Raw genomic sequence first — 20,625 nt, forward strand, 5'->3', positions numbered from 1 at the left:
TTTTAAAATATATATACTACTATTAGTACCTAGTCATAATACTACGGATGGTGACCTTCAAATGCGAAGAAACAAGAAGGAACGCCAGCAATTATTAATCGATACGATTAAACAGAATCCTTTTGTAACGGATGAGGAGCTGGCTGAAAAGTATTCGGTGAGCGTCCAAACAATTAGGCTCGACCGTCTTGAATTATCGATACCGGAGCTTCGAGAACGTATTAAAAACGTGGCCGAGAAAAAATTCAGTGACGAAATTAGAGCTTTGCCTTTGGATGAAATCATCGGGGAAGTAATTGATCTTAATTTAGATGAAAATGCAATTTCTATTTTAGATATAAAAAAAGAGCATGTCTTTAAGCGGAATGGAATTGCAAGGGGACATCACCTTTTTGCCCAAGCAAATTCTTTAGCTGTCGCGGTTATCAATGATGAACTGGCATTAACAGCGAAAGCATCCATTTTATTTACTCGTTCTGTTAAAGAAAATGAAAGAGTGGTAGCTAAAGCGAAAGTTAAAAACGTGGACCACACTACAGATCGTTCCGTGGTGGAAGTCAGAAGCTACGTGGGAAATGAACTGGTTTTTAAAGGCGAGTTCGATATGTATCGCTCTTAACTTTCTAGAAAAGGATGAAAGAACATGAAAATAACGATAGATGCAATGGGTGGCGATAATGCTCCCAAGGCACAGGTGTTAGGGGCAATGAAAGCTGTCGAGGCCTTTTCCGATGTAGAAATAACCTTGGTAGGCAATAAAGCTGAAATTAGTCCATACTTAACGGAACATGACCGGATAAATGTTATACATACAGAAGAAAAGATTTTAAGTACCGATGAACCAGTTCGTGCAGTTCGCCGCAAGAAAAGTGCTTCGATGGTATTGGCAGCTCAACAGGTGGCTGACGGAGAGGCAGATGCATGCATTTCTTCCGGTAATACAGGTGCATTAATGGCTGCAGGCTTGTTTGTTGTTGGTAGAATAGAAGGAATTGAACGTCCTGCATTGGCTCCGACCTTACCGACAATCGATGGAAAAGGTTTTGTTCTTCTTGATGTAGGTGCGAATTCCGATGCGAAACCGGAGCATCTGCTTCAATTTGCCATAATGGGTTCTGTATATGCAAAAAAAGTACGCGGTATTGAAAAGCCCCGCGTCGGACTTTTGAATATCGGGACTGAAGAAAAAAAAGGAAATGAACTGACGAAGCATGCTTTCACATTGCTGCAGCAATCATCAGAAATTTCCTTTATCGGTAATGTAGAAGCTAGGGATCTCCTTAACGGACCAGCAGATGTAGTCGTAACGGACGGCTTCACTGGCAATATGGTATTGAAGACCCTTGAAGGTACGGCTATGAGTGTCTTTAAAATGGTAAAAACAGCGTTGATGAGCAATCTGAAGAGTAAGATTGCTGCAGCACTAGTGAAACCGGAACTAAAAGGCATTAAAAATAAAATGGATTACTCGGAGTATGGTGGTGCCGGATTATTCGGTTTGAAGGCACCTGTCATTAAGGCGCATGGATCTTCCGATGCGAACGCTGTCTATAATGCAATCCGCCAGACACGTGATATGGTTAGCCATGACGTCATTCCGACCATTGCGAAGACGATAGAAAAAGATCAATAATTTATAGAGGTAGGGGATTAACTGATGGGTAAAATTGCTTTTGTCTTTCCCGGACAAGGTTCACAGTCAATAGGAATGGGTCAGAACTTATTTCAGGAAAACGAGCGAGCTCAGCACATTTTCCGAACAGCGGATGAAAAACTTGATTTTCCACTTTCTGAGCTTATCTTTAATGGAACACAACAAGAATTAACGGTAACCTACAATGCGCAACCCGCATTATTGACTACAAGTTATGCCTTTGTTAGGGCATTAGAAGAAGAAGGTATCAAACCCGATTTTACGGCAGGACATAGTTTAGGAGAATATACTGCATTAGTAGCGTCAGGTGCAATTTCTTTTGAAGATGCCGTTTATACTGTCCGTAAGCGTGGCGAATTCATGGAAGCTGCGGTACCGAATGGTCAAGGCTCAATGGCTGCGATTCTAGGAATGGACCGTGAAGCACTTACTGAGGTAACTGCTGGAATTACTGCAACAGGGGAATCTGTTCAATTAGCTAATATAAATTGTCCGGGACAAATCGTCATTTCAGGGACTACAGAAGGCGTAAAGCTGGCTAGTGCAAAAGCAAAGGAAAATGGAGCAAAGCGGGCACTTCCACTTGAAGTAAGCGGGCCGTTTCATTCAGAATTGATGAAACCAGCGGCTGAAAAATTACAGAATGTACTTGATGAAGTGAGCTTTCAACAAGCGGAAATACCAGTGATTTCAAATGTAACGGCAAACCCTATTACCGCTCCGGCAGAAATTAAAGAAAAATTAATTGAACAGCTGTACTCACCAGTACTTTGGGAAGATTGCGTTAAAAAACTACTTGAATTAGGTGTTGATACGTTCATCGAAGTAGGCCCTGGAAAAGTATTAGGCGGATTAATAAAGAAAATTGATCGTTCTGTTAACATTTACTCAGTTTCTGATCTAGATACTCTAACTAAAACAGTTGAAGCATTGAAGGGGGTATAAGCATGATCTTAGAAGGTAAAAAAGCACTTGTAACTGGAGCGTCCCGTGGTATTGGAAGGGAAGTTGCTTTAGAACTTGCTCGACAGGGAGCAGATGTTGCTATCAATTATGCTGGCAGCGAATCGAAAGCCAATGAAGTGGTAAGTGAAATCAAGGCATTGGGCCGTAAAGCATTTGCGATTCAATGTGATGTTGCAAATAGTGAATCGGTAACAAGCATGATCAAAGAGGTCGTCGAACAGTTTGGCCGAGTAGATATTCTAGTTAATAATGCTGGTATCACACGTGATAACCTACTGATGCGGATGAAAGAAGAAGAATGGGATTCAGTCATTAATACGAATTTAAAAGGTGTGTTCCTTTGCACAAAAGCAGTCACTAGACAAATGATGAAGCAACGTAGCGGAAGGATCATCAATATGGCATCAATCGTCGGCGTTAGCGGAAATGCAGGGCAGGCTAATTATGTAGCGGCCAAAGCTGGAGTGATCGGCTTGACTAAAACTACAGCCAAGGAACTTGCATCAAGAGGGATTACGGTCAATGCGATTGCTCCAGGCTTTATCTCGACGGATATGACAGGGGAATTGCCTGAAGATGTCCAAAAAGCGATGCTGGATCAAATTCCACTGGCACGTTTTGGTGACCCTAAAGACATAGCTGCAGTGACGTCTTTCCTGGCTTCAGATGCAAGCAAATATATGACTGGACAAACACTTCATGTTGATGGCGGCATGGTTATGTAGATTTTCTTTGATTTTTTTCAAAATTAATTTATAATGTTTTGAGGGGAGGTGAACACATTGGCAGATGTATTAGAAAGAGTAACTAAAATCGTTGTAGATCGTTTGAACGTTGAAGAATCAGAAGTGAAACTTGAAGCTTCTTTCAAAGAAGATCTTGGTGCCGATTCCCTAGATGTAGTCGAACTAGTTATGGAATTTGAAGACGAGTTTGATATGGAAATTTCGGACGATGATGCTGAAAAAATCGCCACAGTAGGTGATGCTGTGAATTACATAAAAAGCACTATGTAATGAAATGTCCTTTGACTAAAAGCTCCGTTTTTTAACGGAGCTTTCTCTTATTAAGAAGCCTGAAGCAGCGGCCGATTTTAAGGGAATAAGTATACATCCAACTGAGCCTCCGTCTGCTTAGCTGTAAGCCGGCCGGCTAGTTTTCATTAAGCGGATTATACTGTATGATGGTACATAGGAAGGCTTGACAGGAATTCCTGCCAAGTTTCTTTTTATATATTGGAAAAATATGTTTTTTGAACCGTTGTGGAGGGTTTTGTGTGATACGTAGGAACGGAAATAATCGTAAACCATCAATCAAAGATAATAAATTTAAACAGTTACAAGAAAGTTTAGGTTTCTATTTTCAAGATGAAAATTTATTGAAACAAGCTTTTACACATTCATCTTATGTGAATGAGCATCGCCGTAAGCCTTATGAAGATAACGAAAGGCTTGAATTCTTAGGAGACGCTGTACTTGAACTGACTATATCTAAATACTTGTATCAAAAATATCCGATGATGAGTGAAGGGGAGCTTACAAAATTAAGGGCAGCCATTGTCTGTGAGCCATCACTTGTTGCCTTTGCCAATAGTCTTTCTTACGGGGAATATGTATTACTTGGAAAAGGGGAAGAAATGACAGGCGGAAGAGAACGTCCTGCCATGCTTGCGGATGTATTTGAAGCTTATATAGGGGCTTTGTACCTCGATCAAGGATTAGAGCCAGTTGTGCAGTTTTTGAAAAATGTTGTATTTCCGAAGATAGACGAGGGTGCTTTTTCTCATGTGATGGATTATAAGAGCCAGCTTCAAGAGCTCATACAGAGAGATGCTATCGGTGTCCTGCAATATAAAATTTTGCATGAAAAAGGGCCGGCCCATAATCGTGAATTTGTTTCGACTGTCTCTTTGAATGGAGAAGATTTGGGTTCTGGAGTAGGAAAATCGAAAAAAGAAGCGGAGCAGCATGCTGCCGAGCACGCATTGATCGTTTTAAAAGAAAAAAGCTCAACAAGATAGTTGAACAGTAGAGGAGGAAAGGTCATGTTCCTCAAACGCTTGGACGTTGTAGGATTTAAATCTTTCGCAGATAAAATTTCGATTGATTTTGTACCTGGTGTCACGGCAGTGGTTGGACCAAACGGAAGCGGTAAAAGTAATGTGACCGACGCAGTCCGCTGGGTACTTGGAGAGCAGTCTGCAAAATCGCTGCGTGGTGCAAAAATGGAAGATATCATCTTTTCAGGAAGTGACACGAGAAAAGCGTTAAATTTTGCAGAGGTTTCCCTGACCCTTGATAACGAGACCAATACCCTGCCGATTGACTTTCATGAAGTCAGTGTGACAAGACGGGTGTATCGATCGGGTGAAAGTGAATTTTTCATTAATAATCAAGGTTGCCGACTGAAAGATATCATTGAATTGTTTATGGATTCTGGTCTTGGTCGCGAAGCATTTTCTATCATTAGCCAAGGGAAAGTAGAAGAAATCCTAAGCAGTAAGGCAGAAGAAAGACGTGTTATCTTTGAAGAAGCAGCCGGCGTCTTAAAATATAAAACAAGAAAACGTAAAGCGGAATCGAAGCTAACGGAAACACAGGATAACTTAAACCGGGTCCATGATATTCTCCATGAATTAGAGGGCCAAGTGGAACCGTTAAAAATTCAATCTTCCCTCGCCAAGGAATATTTGGAGAAGAAAGAGGAGCTTGAACAAATAGAAGTAGCTTTAACCGTTTTTGAAATAGAAGAACTTTATGCAAAATGGGAAAGCTTGTCCCAAGAGCTTGAAAAACATAATGAGATGGAGCAACAAATGGGTGGCCAGCTTCATGAGCGGGAAGAGCATCTCAAAAATGTCCGGGGCAATCTAGCCACACTTGAGACATCAATTAATGGACTTCAGGAAATACTGTTGAATGCAAGTGAAGAGCTTGAAAAGCTTGAAGGCCGTAAAGAAGTATTGAAAGAACGAAAAAAAAATGCTGCCCAAAATAAGTCACAGCTTCAAAAAGCGATCGTAGAAGGTGAAGCAGCGGTTGAGCGTTTGTCTTTACAAAAGGAAAGAGAAACGGAAATTCTAAATGTACTCAACTCCGAAGTAAAGGGCATACAAGAAATTTTACATGAAAAGCAAAAAAGCCTAGGCCTATTCAATAGCGATATCGAAGCCATGATCGAAGTGAAAAAGAGTGACTACATCGAGTGGTTGAACAAGCAGGCATCGGCAAAAAATGAAAAGCAATACCTGCTTCAGCAGCTTACACAGCAGGAACATAAAAATGCCAAGCTTGATCAGGAAAACGAAAAGTTTTTAAAGGAAAGAACAGATATCACCGCAAAAAAAAAGGAATATACACAGCTGATGGAAAAGGTGACCAAGCAGCTTGAAGACCATGTTTCTTTTTTCCGAAATCAGCAGAATAAACTAAATGCAGCAAAAGATACGTATCAAAAACAAGAAACGACACTATATAAGGCCTATCAATTCCTTCAACAAGCAAAATCACGCAAAGAGCTGCTTGAAGAAATGGAAGATGATTATGCAGGCTTTTTTCAAGGTGTTAAAGAAGTTTTAAAAGCGAAAGAAACCCTTCGAGGCATTGAAGGGGCAGTTGCAGAATTAATTAAGGTTCCAAAGGAATATGAAACGGCCATTGAAACGGCACTGGGTGGAGCGATGCAGCATGTGGTTGTAGAGCGCGAAGAGCATGCACGTGAAGCCATCACCTTCCTGAAGAAAAATCGGTACGGCAGAGCGACTTTCTTGCCTTTATCAGTCATAAAAGGAAGAGAGATTTCACCGAACCAATTATCGATGCTGAAAAACCATGCTGCTTTTGTCGGGACTGGTTCATCATTAATCCAATATGATGAAAGACATGCAGCAATCGCGGCAAACCTACTTGGCACCGTCATTATCACGACAGATTTAAAGGGTGCTAATGACCTGGCAAAAATGGTGCAGCACCGTTTCCGCTTTGTAACGCTTGAAGGGGATGTCGTCAATCCAGGTGGTTCAATGACAGGTGGAGCGCTTAAGCAAAAAACAACCTCTCTGCTTTCAAGGAAAACTGAATTGGAAGAACTGCACCAAAAACTTGCCGCCATGGAATCGAAAACGAATCAGCTTGAAAAGCAGGTCAAACAGTTTAAAGTGGATGTTGGTGTTCAAGAGCAAACGCTTGAACAAACCAGAAAAGCAGGTGAAACCCTTCGTTTACAGGAACAATCCCTAAAGGGTGAACTTCGTGAAGTGGAGCTGCAGGAAAGAAATGTGAATGATCGTCTGCATCTTTATGATTTGGATAAAAATTCATATTTAGAAGAGCAACAGCAAAAAACAGCTAGACTGGAAGAATTGGAAGAGCTCTTGGATTCATGTAAAACTGAAATTGAAGAGCTTGACCGATTGATTGCTGATATGACGAAACAAAAACAATCTCAACAAACCTCTAAAGAGAGCCTTTCTGAAGAAACAAATGAGTTAAGAGTTACATTGGCCTCTAAACGTGGACAGCTACAAAACCATAAAGAAAAGATGGAGCGCCTTGAATCGGATCTTGCAAAAGAAACAAGCAGACTTGCTGAAAATAAGGATGATTTGGGACTCTTGACTAATGAAATGACTGACAGTTCGAGTGGAGAAGAGACACTTGAGGATATGGCACAGCAGAAATTGCTTGATAAAAATAGAGCAATTGAAGAAATTTCCCTGAAAAAACAAGAAAAAGCCGAAATGCAATCGCAGGTTGAAGCGTTTGAAATATCCTTAAAAGAGGAAAGCCGCCTTTATAAGGGTATCGTAGAAGTGATTAAGGATGAAGAGGTTAAACTAACCCGACTTGATGTGGAATTAGAAAATCGACTAGACCATTTACGCGAAGAATATACGCTATCCTTTGAAGGGGCTAAAGAACAGTATCCATTGGTGATGCCTGTAGAAGAAGCTCAAAAGAAGGTGAAGCTCATCAAACTTGCCATCGAGGAATTAGGGACGGTTAATTTAGGGGCGATTGAGGAATACGCGCGCGTGGCCGAACGCTATGAGTTCCTTCTTAGCCAAAAGGAAGATCTTCAGCAGGCGAAAGATACATTATTCCAAGTTATCGATGAGATGGATGATGAAATGAAACGCCGCTTTGCGGATACCTTCTATGCGATTCGTGAAGAGTTTGAGCAAGTCTTTAAAGCGTTGTTTGGCGGGGGTAGGGCTGAGTTGAAACTGACAAATCAAGATGATTTACTTAATACGGGAGTAGATATCATTGCTCAGCCGCCGGGGAAAAAATTGCAGAATTTAAGTCTCTTATCCGGTGGAGAACGAGCGTTGACCGCGATTGCACTTTTATTCTCCATTTTAAAAGTTCGACCAGTGCCTTTCTGTATCCTTGATGAAGTCGAGGCAGCTCTTGATGAGGCGAACGTAGTACGTTTCAGCCAATTTTTAAAGAAATTCAGTAGGGAAACACAGTTTATCGTGATTACTCATCGTAAAGGTACGATGGAGGAGGCAGATGTCCTCTATGGCATTACGATGCAGGAGTCAGGTGTCTCCAAACTCGTTTCCGTCCGCATGGAAGAATCAGAGAACTTTGTAGAAGTATAAATTCATGAATTAGAGGAAGTGGGACAATGAGTTTTTTCAAGAAGCTAAAAGAAAAATTTACGACCCAGGAAGAAAAAGAAGTAGAAGTATCCATTGGCGAAAAATTTAAGCAAGGTTTAACTAAGACGAGGAATTCCTTTACTGGACGGGTTAATGAACTCGTTGCCCGTTACCGGAAAGTGGATGAAGACTTTTTTGAAGAACTTGAGGAAATCCTCATCCAGGCTGACGTAGGCTTCGATACAGTAATGGAATTAATCGATCAATTAAAAATGGAAGTGAAACTCCGCAATATCTCTGATACGAGAGAAGTGCAATCTGTTATTTCCGAAAAACTTGTCGAAATCTATCAAGGTGATGAGGAAAAGACATCAAGCCTGAACATACAAGAAGATGGTTTAACTGTCATACTGTTTGTCGGAGTGAATGGGGTAGGTAAAACAACGACAATTGGTAAACTTGCTCATAAGTTTAAGGCAGAAGGGAAATCGGTTGTATTAGCAGCTGGTGATACATTCCGTGCCGGAGCAATTGAACAGCTCGAGGTATGGGGAGAACGTGTTGGTGTCAGTGTAATCAAGCAAGGAGAAGGTTCTGATCCTGCCGCGGTTATGTTCGATGCCATTCAGGCTGCTAAGGCACGTAAGGCGGATATCCTGATTTGTGATACAGCTGGACGTTTGCAAAATAAAGTGAATTTAATGAAGGAATTGGAAAAGGTGAAACGTGTAATTGAACGTGAAATACCTGGTGCACCACATGAAGTGTTACTTGCTCTTGATGCAACAACAGGACAAAATGCACTTATTCAAGCCAAGACGTTCAAGGAAGCGACCAATGTTTCTGGAATAGTCTTAACGAAGCTTGATGGCACAGCGAAAGGTGGAATTGTCTTGGCAATCCGCAATGAGCTATCTATTCCCGTTAAATTTGTCGGGCTTGGTGAAAAAATGGACGATCTTCAGGAATTCGATGCTGAGAAATATGTATACGGCCTCTTTGCTGATATCATTGATAAAGAAGAAACCTAATATTTTATGGTAGTCCGGAAGGGATTTTCTCTTCCGGATTTTTTTGTCATTTTTTTTTGCACATCTCCATTACATTTCAGCATATTTATACATATGTTGACGCCACAGGCAGAAGCATCTGACCCGAAGGTTAAAATATCGATTGAACCAGGTTTTGATAGATACATAAAGCGTTCAATGGCAATGCCAATGAAAGTGCAAATTGAAAATAAGGGAGAGGCCGGACAAGGCCAACAAGGGGGTCAAGAGGACAACAAGGCGTCGGACAGGGCCAACAATCAGGACGAGGCGGTAATGGCGGTGGAGGGAAAGGAGGAAGACGGGAAGGAAAAGAACATAACACTCTCAAAGGTGTCCATTGGCAGCGGCGAGGACTTGGCCGAATTCGGAACAGGGCGTTTTTACGATGTCACGGATGCCTCCTTAATTCCAAGCATTTTATCACGTGAAACGGTGATGGCAAGCCGTCCATATATCGAGGACAATCCGTTTTATCCATCCATACAGAATACTCCTGAATGGAATGGCTTGTTTAATGATGGAGTACCTAAGATAAATGCAAACATCGCTACAACGACGAAACAGTGTGCTTTCCTGCCGTTGGTCAGTGAAAAAGATGATCCAGTCCTCGTTCTATGGCAATATGGAATGGGGACGACGGTGGCCTTCACTTCGGATCTAAGTGGCAAATGGTCTGGGGATTGGCCTGCTTGGGGTAAGTGGGGCTCTTTCCTCAATCAAATTGGTCACAATCACGCTACCTAAATTCGAAAGTGAGCCATATACTCTTACACAGGAAAATAGTGGTGAAGAAACCGTGATTATACTAGAATCAGCCTCACAAAACAACCTGCCTTTATCTGCAAATGTGGTTTCGGAAAATGGACAAATAGTTGATGCGAATACAAAACTCGTAGCTCCCGGGCAATATGAAATTATTATTCCGAAGCAGTCTGGTATGTATTATATCAGTGTAAAACAGGAAAACAATGAGGGTGGTACGAACCTGTATCAAACAGGTTTCACTGTGCCCTATTCAGAAGAGTACCTGCAGCAAGGTCTAAATAAGTCGCTTATCAAGGAATTGTTGGCTGTTTCGGGTGGCCAGGAGTTGAAAACGGAGGCTCAGGCATTCCGTGATTTACAGACCACATCCAGACAAAAGTAAAGCATTAGCCATTGGCTTCTCTTAACGGCGTTCCTACTTTTATTTGTAGAAATTACAATACGGCGTTTTGGCTTGCATAGAGTTTTACACCTATTTTCAGGAATTCCTAAAAAGACAGGAAGTAAATCATTAAAATCGGCTGAAACAGTCAAGAAACTGAAAACTGTGCAAGATGCGACACATAAAACACATATAACTGGGAAGGCAAATCTGAAATCAGAGTCTAATAATCAATCTGTAAGACCAGTGACAGAACGCAGGAAACAGAACCAATCTGAAAAGAAATTATCCGAATCAGAACGAGAGAGCCAGATGAAACGCCTTCTGGAAGCGAGAAAACGAAAAAAATAACGCTTTCCAAACAAGTGGTAAGGAGTTTAGCTTGACATCAAATACGCAACGCTATACAATATAAACTTGTAAAGGGTTTTCACTTAACAGCAGGGAGGCTTGCTAAGATGCTTGAAAAGACAACGCGGATTAACTATTTGTATGACTTTTACCAATCGTTGTTAACAGAGAAGCAGCAGAGCTATATGTCCCTCTACTATCTGGATGATTACTCTCTTGGGGAGATTGCCGATGAATACGAAGTGAGTAGACAGGCAGTCTATGATAATATAAAAAGAACAGAAGCGATGCTTGAGGAATACGAAGCAAAGCTATTGTTATTTCAAAAATTTCAAGAGCGTAACCAGTGGATTGCGAATATGAAGGAACTCATAGAAAAGGAAACCTTTTCAAAAGAGAATCTGCTTGACGCAATCACAACGCTTGAGAAGTTGGATTAGGAGGCGGCAATATGGCATTTGAAGGATTGGCCGACCGACTGCAGAGCACGATGCAAAAGATCCGCGGAAAAGGGAAGGTCAACGAAGCAGACGTTAAAGAAATGATGCGTGAAGTTCGATTGGCCCTACTTGAAGCGGACGTTAACTTTAAAGTCGTGAAGGAATTTGTAAAGCGTGTAAGTGAACGTTCGGTAGGCCAGGAAGTGCTAAAAAGCTTAACCCCCGGTCAACAGGTAATTAAAGTAGTTAAGGAAGAATTGACGGAGCTGATGGGCGGCGAACAGAGCAAGATAGCCGTTGCCTCGAAACCACCGACTGTCATTATGATGGTAGGGCTTCAAGGGGCAGGTAAAACGACAACCACCGGAAAGCTTGCCAATCTTCTTAGAAAAAAATACAACCGCACGCCATTGCTCGTTGCGGCTGATATTTACCGTCCGGCGGCGATTAAGCAGCTTGAAACACTTGGCAAACAATTAAGCATGCCTGTTTTTTCCCTTGGGGATCAGGTCAGTCCTGTTGAAATTGCCAAACAGGCGATCGAAAAAGCGAAGGAAGAACATCATGATTATGTGTTGATTGATACCGCAGGTCGTCTTCATGTTGATGAAAACCTGATGGGCGAACTGAAAGATATCAAAGAATTGACCAAACCGGATGAAATCTTCCTCGTTGTTGATGCGATGACCGGGCAGGATGCTGTCAATGTGGCCCAAAGCTTTAATGAGCAGCTTGGCCTGACTGGGGTCGTATTAACGAAACTTGATGGGGATACACGTGGTGGTGCGGCACTTTCGATTCGTTCAGTTACCAACACGCCGATTAAATTCGTCGGTATGGGTGAAAAATTGGATGCACTTGAAGCATTCCATCCAGAACGGATGGCTTCAAGAATCCTTGGTATGGGTGATGTATTAACCCTTATCGAAAAAGCACAGGCCAATGTAGATGAAGAAAAAGCGAAAGAATTAGAGAAAAAGATGCGTACCGCTACTTTTACCTTTGATGATTTCCTTGAGCAGCTTGGTCAGGTGCGTAATATGGGACCGCTTGATGACATTTTGAAAATGATTCCTGGTGCGAACAAGATGAAAGGGATGGATAACCTTCAAATCGATGAGAAACAGATCGGTCATGTTGAAGCTATCATCCGTTCAATGACAACACAGGAAAAGGAACATCCAGAAACCATGAATGCATCCCGCAAAAAACGGATTGCCAAAGGAAGCGGCAGATCTATTCAAGAAGTGAACCGTTTACTAAAGCAATTTGAAGAAATGAAAAAGATGATGAAACAGGTTACAAACATGCAAAAAGGGAAGAAAAAGGGATTCAAATTCCCGTTCATGTAAGGTTTATTTTAGGTCGAAACGAGGCGTAAATACAGGCTGAAGCCATGTATTTCAACACTTTTTTTACCTGTTAAGAAAAAAACCTTTACAAACATACAAGACATTTGATATTATACTATCTTGTGTGAAACTATTCGGAGGTGCTTATTTAAAATGGCAGTAAAAATTCGCTTAAAACGTATGGGAGCTAAAAAATCTCCTTTCTATCGTATTGTAGTTGCAGATTCTCGTTCACCACGTGACGGACGTTACATTGAAGTTGTAGGAACTTATAACCCGGTGACTCAACCAGCTAAAGTTGACATCAACGAAGAGCTTGCTCTTAAATGGTTACAAGATGGAGCTAAACCATCTGATACAGTTCGTAACTTATTCTCAACACAAGGCATCATGGAAAAATTCCATGTTGCAAAAAACAGCAAGTAATCGACGGTAGTTGATGAAAGCTTTAATTGAAACAATTGTTTCAGCACTTGTGGATTATCCGGAAGAAGTCATAGTGACTTCGAAGGAAGAGTCCGACCGAATTGTTTATGTCCTCTCCGTTCATAAAGAAGACATGGGCAAGGTCATCGGTAAACAAGGGCGTGTTGCTAAGGCGGTTCGGACTGTGGTATATGCAGCAGGATCCTCACAGCAGAAGAAAATCTATTTGGAGATTTCCGAATAAGGAGGGCTAATACCCCTCCTTTTTTTGTACTTCAAGAAAGTTGAATTCCGACTTTAATCATATTCAAATATTACTCAGAGTTTAAACTTTACGCCTTTTTAAGACGCATCTTTTACCGATTTACGTTATACTTAAGAGAATGACCCCCATTTTTCAAAAAGATTACCCTATCATACATATTTTTTGAATGAAATAAGAAATCATAGATAATAGGAGGTGCTGGAATGAAAATTCTCCAAAATGTAATCGTTAACCAAGTATTAACGGAATCCAGCAAGAATCAGCTCCTCGAGAAGTACAAATCAAAACGTCTACAGCTTCAAAAAGAGAGTGAACAGCTTCGTTTTGAACTGAAAAAACTTGAAAAAACTAGGAACCTTCAGCCCGCTAGTCTCCGTGCTCATTTTGAAAAAGAAATAAACCAAAGGCAAGAAAAAATCAAACTGCTTGAATTTCAAATGGAACAGTTGGAAATCCTTCCTACTGGAAGCGAACTGAAGGAACGGGAAGTTCAAAGTATCATTGAGGTAGAAATTGGGGCAGATTGGGACGAACTTATGACAACGAAGACTATTGTCATTAAAGATGGAATCGTCTCGGAAATTCGTTAGAGGTGAAAGAATGGAAAATTGGTTTAATGTAGGTAAAATTGTCAACACACATGGTCTTTTAGGTGAAGTCCGTGTTATTTCATCAACAGACTTTCCGGAAAAGCGTTTCAAAGTAGGCAATACGCTGTATTTATTTAGAGAAACAGAGAAAAAGCCTTTGCCACTTATTATCAGGTCGCATCGCAACCATAAAAACTTTAACTTATTGACGTTTGAAAACTACTACAACGTCGGTCAGGTCGAGGCTTTCCGGAATGGAGTCTTGAAAATTAAGGAAGCTCAGCTAGGTAAATTGGATGAAGGTGAATTCTACTTCCATGAAATCATCGGCTGTTCGGTGTTTACAGATGAAGGTGTAGAAATAGGGGAGATCATTGAGGTTCTAACGCCGGGCGCCAATGATGTTTGGGTCATTAAGAAAGCTGGCAGTAAGGATATTTTAATTCCATATATTGATCAAATTGTGAAAGAAGTAGATATATCTGCTAAAAAAGTTATCATCACACCGATGGAAGGGCTTTTAGACTGATGAAAATCGATGTACTTTCGCTATTTCCAGAAATGTTCGAAGGGGTATTTGGCTCGTCAATTTTAAAAAAGGCCGCAGAAAAACAGGCTGTCAGCTACAATGTGACCAATTTTCGTGATTATGCAGACAATAAGCATTCGACAGTAGATGATTATCCGTATGGTGGCGGTGCAGGGATGGTATTGAAGGCACAACCCATTTTTGACGCCGTAGAAGCCCTTAAAGGGCACGCTGAGCAAACGCCACGAGTTGTCTTGCTATGTCCACAGGGAGAGCGTTACACGCAGAGAAAAGCTGAAGAGTTTGCGAAAGAAGATCATCTTATTTTCATTTGCGGACATTATGAAGGGTATGATGAGCGCATCCGGGAGCATATTGTCACAGATGAAATATCAATAGGTGACTTTGTGCTTACAGGTGGTGAATTGGGTGCTATGGTTATTATAGACAGCGTTGTTCGCTTACTTCCGGGCGTGTTAGGAAATGTAGACTCCCCGATTCTTGATTCATATTCTTCTGGTTTGTTAGAGCATCCCCATTATACTAGACCTGCAGATTTCAGGGGAATGAAAGTTCCTGATACGCTTATATCCGGTAATCATAAAAAAATCGATGAATGGCGGATGAAAGAGTCATTACGCAGGACGTGGAATCGACGACCGGATTTGCTCGAAAGCTATGAACTTTCGGACGTTGAAAAAAAATTATTGTCAGAGATTCAAAAAGAAGACTGATGTCTATTGCATCAGCATCTAGAGTATGATAGGATATACCTTGTGACTTGGGCAAAATGCTCAGTCTTATAACGATGTTCCGCTGCAAACAATTAGTATTTGTAAGAGCGTCCAGGAGGAGTTGAAATCGATGCAAAATCTTATTAACGATATCACAAAAGAACAACTTCGCACAGATCTTCCATCATTCAGACCTGGTGACACAGTACGTGTACACGTAAAGGTTATTGAAGGAACTCGCGAACGTATCCAGTTGTTTGAAGGCGTTGTAATCAAACGTCGTGGCGGCGGAGTTAGTGAAACTTTCACAGTACGTAAGATTTCTTACGGCGTTGGAGTGGAACGTGCTTTCCCTCTTCACACACCAAAAATTGCGCAATTAGAAGTTATCCGTCACGGTAAAGTACGTCGTGCGAAACTTTATTACCTACGCGAACTTCGTGGTAAAAAAGCACGTATTAAAGAAATTCGTCGTTAATTCTTCGAATATCTCTATGCGGGTTTGCCATGATTCACATATGGTGAGTAACCAAACAGTATTATGCAAAAAAGGAGCTTGTTTAACAGGCTCCTTTTTTTGCACTTGAAGAAAAAATAATCGCTCATCAGGGTGAAGACTATAAAGAATCCTGCTCGCTATAGCGTCCGCAACATGTTAAAATAATTGTTGATATGCTTTCTAAAAGGGTGGGTAAGGATGACGAAAAAGAAAAATGAATTGTGGGAATGGACTAAGGCGGTCATAATCGCGGTTATAGCAGCCACGCTGATTCGTTATTTCCTCCTGGCTCCGATTGTCGTGGACGGCAATTCCATGATGCCGACATTAAAGGACACGGACCGCATGCTCGTAAATAAAATCTCCTATTCAATTAGTGAACCGAAAAGATTCGATATTATTGTTTTTGAAGCCCCTGAAGGCAAGGATTATATAAAACGGGTCATTGGGTTACCAGGCGAAAAAATAGAATATAAAGATGATACGCTTTACGTGAATGGAAAAGCCTATGCAGAGCCATACTTGGATGAATATAAAAAGCAGTTGATTGATGGCGGGGCTTTGACAGAACCATTTACATTAAGCGATGTCATAGAACAAGAAACCGTGCCTGAAGACCATCTATTTGTCTTAGGAGATAATCGCCGTTTTAGTAAGGACAGCCGCCATATTGGCGTTGGTGTTGTTCCTTACAATAAGGTGTTAGGTAAAACTAAATTAGTTTATTGGCCGATTGAAGATTTTCGATTGGCGGAATAGTAGGAAGGTTGATTCCATTGACAATACAGTGGTTCCCTGGCCATATGGCCAAAGCAAGAAGGGAAGTAACAGAAAAATTAAAACTGATCGATATCATCTTTGAACTTGTGGATGCCCGGATTCCTGCATCTTCACGAAATCCGATGATCGATGAAATCATACAGCATAAACCAAGGGTTATCCTTTTGAATAAGGCTGATATGGCTGATCCGGTAAAAACCAATGAGTGGCTTGAGTATTATAAATCACAAGGTAAAACGGCAATCGCTATTAACTCACAGGCAGGAAATGGCTTAAACCAGATTACAGCTGCCTCTAAGAAACTTTTAAAAGAAAAGTATGATCGGATGGAATCAAGAGGAATTAAGCCGCGTGCGATTCGTGCTATGATTGTCGGTATTCCGAACGTAGGGAAATCTACTTTAATCAATCGTCTTGCTAAAAAAAACATTGCCAAAACAGGGAATACACCTGGTGTTACGAAAGCACAGCAATGGATAAAAGTAGGAAAGGAATTAGAACTTCTGGATACTCCGGGGATCCTCTGGCCTAAATTTGAGGATCAGGAAGTTGGCTTAAGACTAGCGCTAACAGGAGCAATCAAAGATACGATTTTAAACTTGCATGAAGTTTCTTTATACGGCCTTCGCTTTTTGGAAAGAGAATATCCGGATCGTTTGAAATCCCGTTATAATCTGGATGTAATTCCTCAAGAAACGCTAGAACTATTTGATGCAGTTGGAAAGTTCAGAGGTTGTCTAGCATCTGGGGGCTTTATTGATTATGATAAAACCGCAGAATTGGTCGTTCGAGAAATCCGTTCTGAAAAGATGGGGCCGCTCACGTTTGAGCTACCGATAGAAAAAGAAGAAGAAAATACCCCCGAATAACTTCTTTTGAGGTTAGAGAACACAGACATGATTCTTAAAAGGAATGTCTGTGTATAGGGTTGATACGGAGCTGGAGGTAGATGTCAAAAGGTTTTTTTACCTTTTGATGTCTCTTTTCCGCTCCGTATTTTTGTTTAAGCTGTAGAAATGAAACAAGACTGCCGATAATTAAAATGATAGGTGATAAATGATGAAAACTGCCATGAGTATAAAAGAAATCTCTTCAAAATTAAAAACAGTAAGCGAGCCAGAAGATTCGTTCTTAAAAGAATGCCAGGAGGATGGACGAAAGGGAGTAACAGACTTAGTAAGTAAATGGCAAAGAGCCTATGAAAAAGAGCTACAGGTAAAGAATAATTTTATGAAAATGATGGAGTTTGAACGGGAGTTGCGAAAACAGGGATTTTCAGTTCTTGCCGGTATCGATGAAGTAGGAAGAGGGCCGCTAGCGGGACCGGTTGTGACTAGTGCAGTTATTTTACCTGAATCTTTTTATCTACCAGGGCTAAATGATTCTAAGAAAATTCCTGAGTCAAAGAGGGAACTATTTTATGAGACTATCTTAAAGGAAGCTGTATCCATCGGGGTGGGCATTGTACATAGCGAAGAAATTGATGAAATCAATATATATCAAGCTACGAAAAAAGCCATGATTGCGGCTGTGAACAATCTTTCAGAACTCCCGGATCATTTGCTGATTGATGCGATGGAACTTGAAGTGCCGATTCCTCAACTTTCACTCATAAAGGGAGATGCAAGAAGTATTTCTATCTCTGCTGCCTCTATTATCGCTAAGGTGACACGTGACAGGATGATGAAGGGATATGGGGAAGCGTATCCAGAATACGGATTTGAAAAGCATATGGGGTACGGGACTAAACAACATTTAGAAGCACTCGATAATCACGGGCTTACACCTTGGCATAGGAGGAGTTTTGCACCTGTAAAGGAAATCGCCGCACGAACGAACGATTAAGAGAGAGGGCGAGAGAGATGCAATCGATAACAAGCGGTCAATCCGTGTCGTCACCCATTGAAATAAAGGGAAGTACGAGTTTGAAAAACGGACAAATCCTTTTCGGAAAAGTGAATAGGATTTATCCTAACCAAACAACGGAAGTGCAGATTGGCCATCAAAAAATGATTGCCACACTCGATATCCCACTTCAGGCAGGAGAAATGTATTGGTTTCAAGTACAGCAGCCAAATGAGGGGAAGGTTGTGTTAAAAGTACTGGATTCTCCGAATGTAAACTTTTCTAGTTTAAAAGGAGCGGCTGCACAATTGCTCTCTCATCTTGGCATATCTCCAGAACCGGAGGCAGCCAGCCTTGCCGAATATTTACTGAAAAATCAACTCCCAATTACAAAGGATACTTTTTTGTCTGCTTTGCAATGGGTAAAAACTGCTGATGCAGAAGAATATGGCCTGTCTATCATCAAAAAAATGTTCCTTCAGCAATTACCTTTTGTTGAAGATGTATTTGTAGCGTTGTTGGCACAAGCAAAAGGCGAACCTTTTCACAAATTGCTCAGTGGCCTGCAGCAACAATTAAAGGACAGTGTTTCGGAAACATCAGTAAAACTAAAAGGCGTATTAGACTCGTTACATGTAGCTAAACAGGATCAGCTTCAACAAACTGGTCTACAGAAACTTGTTACCACTTGGATCGATTCCAGTGCATCACCTGAATTGAAAACTGGGGCATTCTCCCTGCTTCAAAAGACTGGTTTCGTTCCAATGGGGATTACTGAGGCTGGCTTTTTGGAGAAATTAGTTGTCGAATCGGCGGAAATATCAGGATCTACTAAGAACTCAGTGACTGATAAACTACAAAAGGGACTGCAATTGCTATCTGATGCAAAAAATGGAACGTTGGGGAAAGTTGAAAAGGTCGAATATAGTCTAAATCGATTATTAAACGGTCTTGATTATGTAGAAGCAGAAACGTCTACTGATATCAAATCAATTCAGCAAAAAACCATTTCTACAGAAGAACTGTCCGCTCTTGCTTCCCGCTTGCTTGAGCGTACGTTTGCAGAAGCATCAGCCGGAAATAGAATAGCGGGTGCCGAAATAGAGGTAAATGACCTAATAGCCCATTTAAATAAGGATACAGAGAAAGTTACCGAGTCGAAGGGTAAAGTGACAGAACTGCTGATTCAATCGCTTAAGCGACGTCCTGAGGCGCTCTCCGTTACGAATGCTGAGAAACTAGTGCTTACACAAGTGCTGGAAACTGAATTTCAAACAATCGATTTCACGAATGGTGCCTCTGTTGCACAACAACTTAAAGAGTGGACGAAGATGCTTGGACTACAGTTGGAACATGCTCTTGCTAATATGCATGGAGATGGTTTGGAAGATTTAACAAAGGATTTAGAGACCCTCAAGCCGTTGCTACTTAAACTTCTGAACGAGCAAAATCCGGCATCCGTTAAGGAACTGGCAGAACAAATTTTGAATCGAATTACTGCTCAACAGATTCTTTCACAGGAAACGGGCCCCTTGCAGAATTTACTCCTTACATTGCCTCTTAATCTTGGGTCTTCTAAAACGGACTTAACGTTGCAATGGAGCGGAAGGAAAAAAAAAGATGGCAAGATAGATCCCGATTATTGTCGAATCCTGTTTTGTTTAGAGTTAGAACGTCTTAAGGAAACGTTCATTGACATGCAGGTTCAAAACCGTGTCATAAAAGTGACGGTCATTAATGAGTATAGTAAAACAATAGAAGCAGCTGCCGACAATTATCTTACACTGTTGAAGGCGAATCTGAAAAAAATGGATTACAGATTATCCGGAGTTTTATTTGAAAATCCAGTGAGCAAAAAAACTACTGAAACGAAATTGAAATCCGCCCTTTTTTCAGAAAAAGAATCATATAGTGGGGTGGATATTCGGATATGACGAATGAAAAACGAAAAGAAGCGATCGCTTTAAAATATGACCCGGAGATATCGAAATCCCCTGTCATCTTGGCAAAGGGGAAAGGTAAAACTGCGGAAAAGATTCTAGATAAAGCAATAAAACTGAATATCCCTGTTCAAAAAGATGTGTCGTTAATCTCCCTTTTGGGGCAATTGGATATTAATCAAACGATTCCGGAAGAATTGTATGAAGCGGTTGCAGAGGTATTTGCGTTTGTTTATAAAGTTGACCGGGACTTGAATCGGTAAGATTCAAATTATTTGGGTTGATTTATGTGAATTTATGTGAATTTATGGTTGATTTATGTGAATTTATGGTTGGTTTATGTAGAATTTTAGGAAATGCACTTAAAAATTTTTATTATATTAAAAACATACTAAACTATCAGAAAAAGGATAAAGCTATGGCTTTGTCCTTTTTCTTTTTCTGAAG

The 20,625-nt window shown here is 40.9% G+C and carries 24 protein-coding genes; all 24 read left to right on the forward strand.

Going from position 1 to position 20,625, the window contains the following annotated elements; genetic code table 11:
• Nucleotides 1-61 precede the first annotated feature (61 nt).
• The 24 genes from fapR to AKG34_RS06365 all read left to right on the forward strand — a co-directional run bounded on the left by fapR (nt 62) and on the right by AKG34_RS06365 (nt 20,441).
• Nucleotides 62-619 (forward strand): transcription factor FapR, encoded by a 558-nt coding sequence (gene fapR / locus AKG34_RS06250; protein WP_053345287.1) that lies wholly within the window; start codon nt 62-64, stop codon nt 617-619.
• Nucleotides 620-643: 24 nt separating this feature from the next.
• Nucleotides 644-1,633 carry a phosphate acyltransferase PlsX gene (plsX, locus tag AKG34_RS06255; protein WP_053345288.1) on the forward strand — a complete coding sequence of 330 codons (990 nt, stop codon included), beginning with the start codon at nt 644-646 and terminating at the stop codon, nt 1,631-1,633.
• A 24-nt stretch (nt 1,634-1,657) separates the two neighbouring features.
• Nucleotides 1,658-2,599 carry an ACP S-malonyltransferase gene (fabD, locus tag AKG34_RS06260; RefSeq protein WP_053345289.1) on the forward strand — a complete coding sequence of 314 codons (942 nt, stop codon included), beginning with the start codon at nt 1,658-1,660 and terminating at the stop codon, nt 2,597-2,599.
• A gap of 2 nt (nt 2,600-2,601) precedes the next feature.
• Nucleotides 2,602-3,345 carry a 3-oxoacyl-[acyl-carrier-protein] reductase gene (gene fabG, locus AKG34_RS06265; RefSeq protein ID WP_053345290.1) on the forward strand — a complete coding sequence of 248 codons (744 nt, stop codon included), beginning with the start codon at nt 2,602-2,604 and terminating at the stop codon, nt 3,343-3,345.
• A 57-nt stretch (nt 3,346-3,402) separates the two neighbouring features.
• The gene (locus AKG34_RS06270; protein ID WP_053345291.1) at nt 3,403-3,636 is read left to right on the forward strand and encodes an acyl carrier protein; all 234 of its coding nucleotides are present in this window, start codon (nt 3,403-3,405) and stop codon (nt 3,634-3,636) included.
• Nucleotides 3,637-3,899: 263 nt separating this feature from the next.
• Nucleotides 3,900-4,640: a ribonuclease III gene (rnc, locus tag AKG34_RS06275; RefSeq protein ID WP_053348012.1), complete on the forward strand. Its 741-nt coding sequence runs from the start codon at nt 3,900-3,902 to the stop codon at nt 4,638-4,640.
• 24 nt (nt 4,641-4,664) lie between these two features.
• Nucleotides 4,665-8,228, forward strand: a complete 3,564-nt coding sequence (gene smc / locus AKG34_RS06280; protein WP_053345292.1) for a chromosome segregation protein SMC — start codon at nt 4,665-4,667, stop codon at nt 8,226-8,228.
• 26 nt (nt 8,229-8,254) lie between these two features.
• Nucleotides 8,255-9,259, forward strand: a complete 1,005-nt coding sequence (ftsY, locus tag AKG34_RS06285) for a signal recognition particle-docking protein FtsY (protein ID WP_053345293.1) — start codon at nt 8,255-8,257, stop codon at nt 9,257-9,259.
• A gap of 93 nt (nt 9,260-9,352) precedes the next feature.
• Entirely contained in the window at nt 9,353-10,024 is a 672-nt protein-coding gene (locus AKG34_RS06290; RefSeq protein ID WP_152952245.1) for a hypothetical protein, read from the forward strand.
• A gap of 52 nt (nt 10,025-10,076) precedes the next feature.
• Nucleotides 10,077-10,427 (forward strand): hypothetical protein, encoded by a 351-nt coding sequence (locus AKG34_RS06295; protein WP_152952246.1) that lies wholly within the window; start codon nt 10,077-10,079, stop codon nt 10,425-10,427.
• A gap of 72 nt (nt 10,428-10,499) precedes the next feature.
• Nucleotides 10,500-10,778, forward strand: coding sequence for a hypothetical protein (locus tag AKG34_RS06300; RefSeq protein WP_053345296.1), 279 nt, complete (start codon nt 10,500-10,502; stop codon nt 10,776-10,778).
• A gap of 107 nt (nt 10,779-10,885) precedes the next feature.
• The gene (locus AKG34_RS06305) at nt 10,886-11,218 is read left to right on the forward strand and encodes a putative DNA-binding protein (RefSeq protein ID WP_053345297.1); all 333 of its coding nucleotides are present in this window, start codon (nt 10,886-10,888) and stop codon (nt 11,216-11,218) included.
• Nucleotides 11,219-11,229: 11 nt separating this feature from the next.
• Complete coding sequence (gene ffh, locus AKG34_RS06310; RefSeq protein ID WP_053345298.1) at nt 11,230-12,570, forward strand: signal recognition particle protein; 1,341 nt, start codon at nt 11,230-11,232, stop codon at nt 12,568-12,570.
• 153 nt (nt 12,571-12,723) lie between these two features.
• Complete coding sequence (rpsP, locus tag AKG34_RS06315) at nt 12,724-12,996, forward strand: 30S ribosomal protein S16 (RefSeq protein WP_053345299.1); 273 nt, start codon at nt 12,724-12,726, stop codon at nt 12,994-12,996.
• 13 nt (nt 12,997-13,009) lie between these two features.
• Nucleotides 13,010-13,240: a KH domain-containing protein gene (locus tag AKG34_RS06320; protein ID WP_053345300.1), complete on the forward strand. Its 231-nt coding sequence runs from the start codon at nt 13,010-13,012 to the stop codon at nt 13,238-13,240.
• Nucleotides 13,241-13,464: 224 nt separating this feature from the next.
• Entirely contained in the window at nt 13,465-13,851 is a 387-nt protein-coding gene (locus AKG34_RS06325) for a YlqD family protein (RefSeq protein ID WP_053345301.1), read from the forward strand.
• Between the two features lie 10 nt (nt 13,852-13,861).
• Entirely contained in the window at nt 13,862-14,380 is a 519-nt protein-coding gene (gene rimM / locus AKG34_RS06330) for a ribosome maturation factor RimM (protein WP_053345302.1), read from the forward strand.
• Complete coding sequence (gene trmD / locus AKG34_RS06335) at nt 14,380-15,114, forward strand: tRNA (guanosine(37)-N1)-methyltransferase TrmD (protein ID WP_053345303.1); 735 nt, start codon at nt 14,380-14,382, stop codon at nt 15,112-15,114. Before rimM ends, trmD begins: the two co-directional genes overlap by 1 nt.
• Before the next feature lie 130 nt (nt 15,115-15,244).
• On the forward strand, nt 15,245-15,592 hold the full coding sequence (gene rplS, locus AKG34_RS06340) for a 50S ribosomal protein L19 (protein WP_053345304.1): 348 nt from the start codon (nt 15,245-15,247) through the stop codon (nt 15,590-15,592).
• Between the two features lie 219 nt (nt 15,593-15,811).
• Entirely contained in the window at nt 15,812-16,372 is a 561-nt protein-coding gene (gene lepB / locus AKG34_RS06345) for a signal peptidase I (protein WP_053345305.1), read from the forward strand.
• 17 nt (nt 16,373-16,389) lie between these two features.
• On the forward strand, nt 16,390-17,262 hold the full coding sequence (ylqF, locus tag AKG34_RS06350) for a ribosome biogenesis GTPase YlqF (RefSeq protein ID WP_053345306.1): 873 nt from the start codon (nt 16,390-16,392) through the stop codon (nt 17,260-17,262).
• Nucleotides 17,263-17,452: 190 nt separating this feature from the next.
• Nucleotides 17,453-18,238: a ribonuclease HII gene (locus AKG34_RS06355; protein WP_053345307.1), complete on the forward strand. Its 786-nt coding sequence runs from the start codon at nt 17,453-17,455 to the stop codon at nt 18,236-18,238.
• A gap of 17 nt (nt 18,239-18,255) precedes the next feature.
• On the forward strand, nt 18,256-20,172 hold the full coding sequence (locus AKG34_RS06360; protein ID WP_053345308.1) for a TP0910 N-terminal domain-containing protein: 1,917 nt from the start codon (nt 18,256-18,258) through the stop codon (nt 20,170-20,172).
• A complete protein-coding gene (locus AKG34_RS06365; protein WP_053345309.1) occupies nt 20,169-20,441 on the forward strand; it encodes an EscU/YscU/HrcU family type III secretion system export apparatus switch protein in 273 nt (90 codons plus the stop codon). The genes AKG34_RS06360 and AKG34_RS06365 overlap by 4 nt, the downstream gene beginning before the upstream one ends.
• Nucleotides 20,442-20,625: the final 184 nt, after the last annotated feature.

Source organism: Peribacillus butanolivorans (genome assembly GCF_001273755.1).
GTDB lineage: Bacteria > Bacillota > Bacilli > Bacillales > DSM-1321 > Peribacillus > Peribacillus butanolivorans.

Bases quoted from the DNA above. Each gene is read 5' to 3' on its own strand.
- rplS (WP_053345304.1), top strand. From the start codon at position 15,245: ATGCAAAATCTTATTAACGATATCACAAAAGAACAACTTCGCACAGAT.
- fapR (WP_053345287.1), top strand. From the start codon at position 62: ATGCGAAGAAACAAGAAGGAACGCCAGCAATTATTAATCGATACGATT.
- ffh (WP_053345298.1), top strand. From the start codon at position 11,230: ATGGCATTTGAAGGATTGGCCGACCGACTGCAGAGCACGATGCAAAAG.
- AKG34_RS06355 (WP_053345307.1), top strand. From the start codon at position 17,453: ATGAAAACTGCCATGAGTATAAAAGAAATCTCTTCAAAATTAAAAACA.
- smc (WP_053345292.1), top strand. From the start codon at position 4,665: ATGTTCCTCAAACGCTTGGACGTTGTAGGATTTAAATCTTTCGCAGAT.
- AKG34_RS06365 (WP_053345309.1), top strand. From the start codon at position 20,169: ATGACGAATGAAAAACGAAAAGAAGCGATCGCTTTAAAATATGACCCG.
- rpsP (WP_053345299.1), top strand. From the start codon at position 12,724: ATGGCAGTAAAAATTCGCTTAAAACGTATGGGAGCTAAAAAATCTCCT.
- AKG34_RS06305 (WP_053345297.1), top strand. From the start codon at position 10,886: ATGCTTGAAAAGACAACGCGGATTAACTATTTGTATGACTTTTACCAA.
- AKG34_RS06360 (WP_053345308.1), top strand. From the start codon at position 18,256: ATGCAATCGATAACAAGCGGTCAATCCGTGTCGTCACCCATTGAAATA.
- ftsY (WP_053345293.1), top strand. From the start codon at position 8,255: ATGAGTTTTTTCAAGAAGCTAAAAGAAAAATTTACGACCCAGGAAGAA.
- AKG34_RS06320 (WP_053345300.1), top strand. From the start codon at position 13,010: ATGAAAGCTTTAATTGAAACAATTGTTTCAGCACTTGTGGATTATCCG.
- plsX (WP_053345288.1), top strand. From the start codon at position 644: ATGAAAATAACGATAGATGCAATGGGTGGCGATAATGCTCCCAAGGCA.
- trmD (WP_053345303.1), top strand. From the start codon at position 14,380: ATGAAAATCGATGTACTTTCGCTATTTCCAGAAATGTTCGAAGGGGTA.
- lepB (WP_053345305.1), top strand. From the start codon at position 15,812: ATGACGAAAAAGAAAAATGAATTGTGGGAATGGACTAAGGCGGTCATA.
- fabD (WP_053345289.1), top strand. From the start codon at position 1,658: ATGGGTAAAATTGCTTTTGTCTTTCCCGGACAAGGTTCACAGTCAATA.
- AKG34_RS06325 (WP_053345301.1), top strand. From the start codon at position 13,465: ATGAAAATTCTCCAAAATGTAATCGTTAACCAAGTATTAACGGAATCC.
- AKG34_RS06290 (WP_152952245.1), top strand. From the start codon at position 9,353: ATGTTGACGCCACAGGCAGAAGCATCTGACCCGAAGGTTAAAATATCG.
- rimM (WP_053345302.1), top strand. From the start codon at position 13,862: ATGGAAAATTGGTTTAATGTAGGTAAAATTGTCAACACACATGGTCTT.
- fabG (WP_053345290.1), top strand. From the start codon at position 2,602: ATGATCTTAGAAGGTAAAAAAGCACTTGTAACTGGAGCGTCCCGTGGT.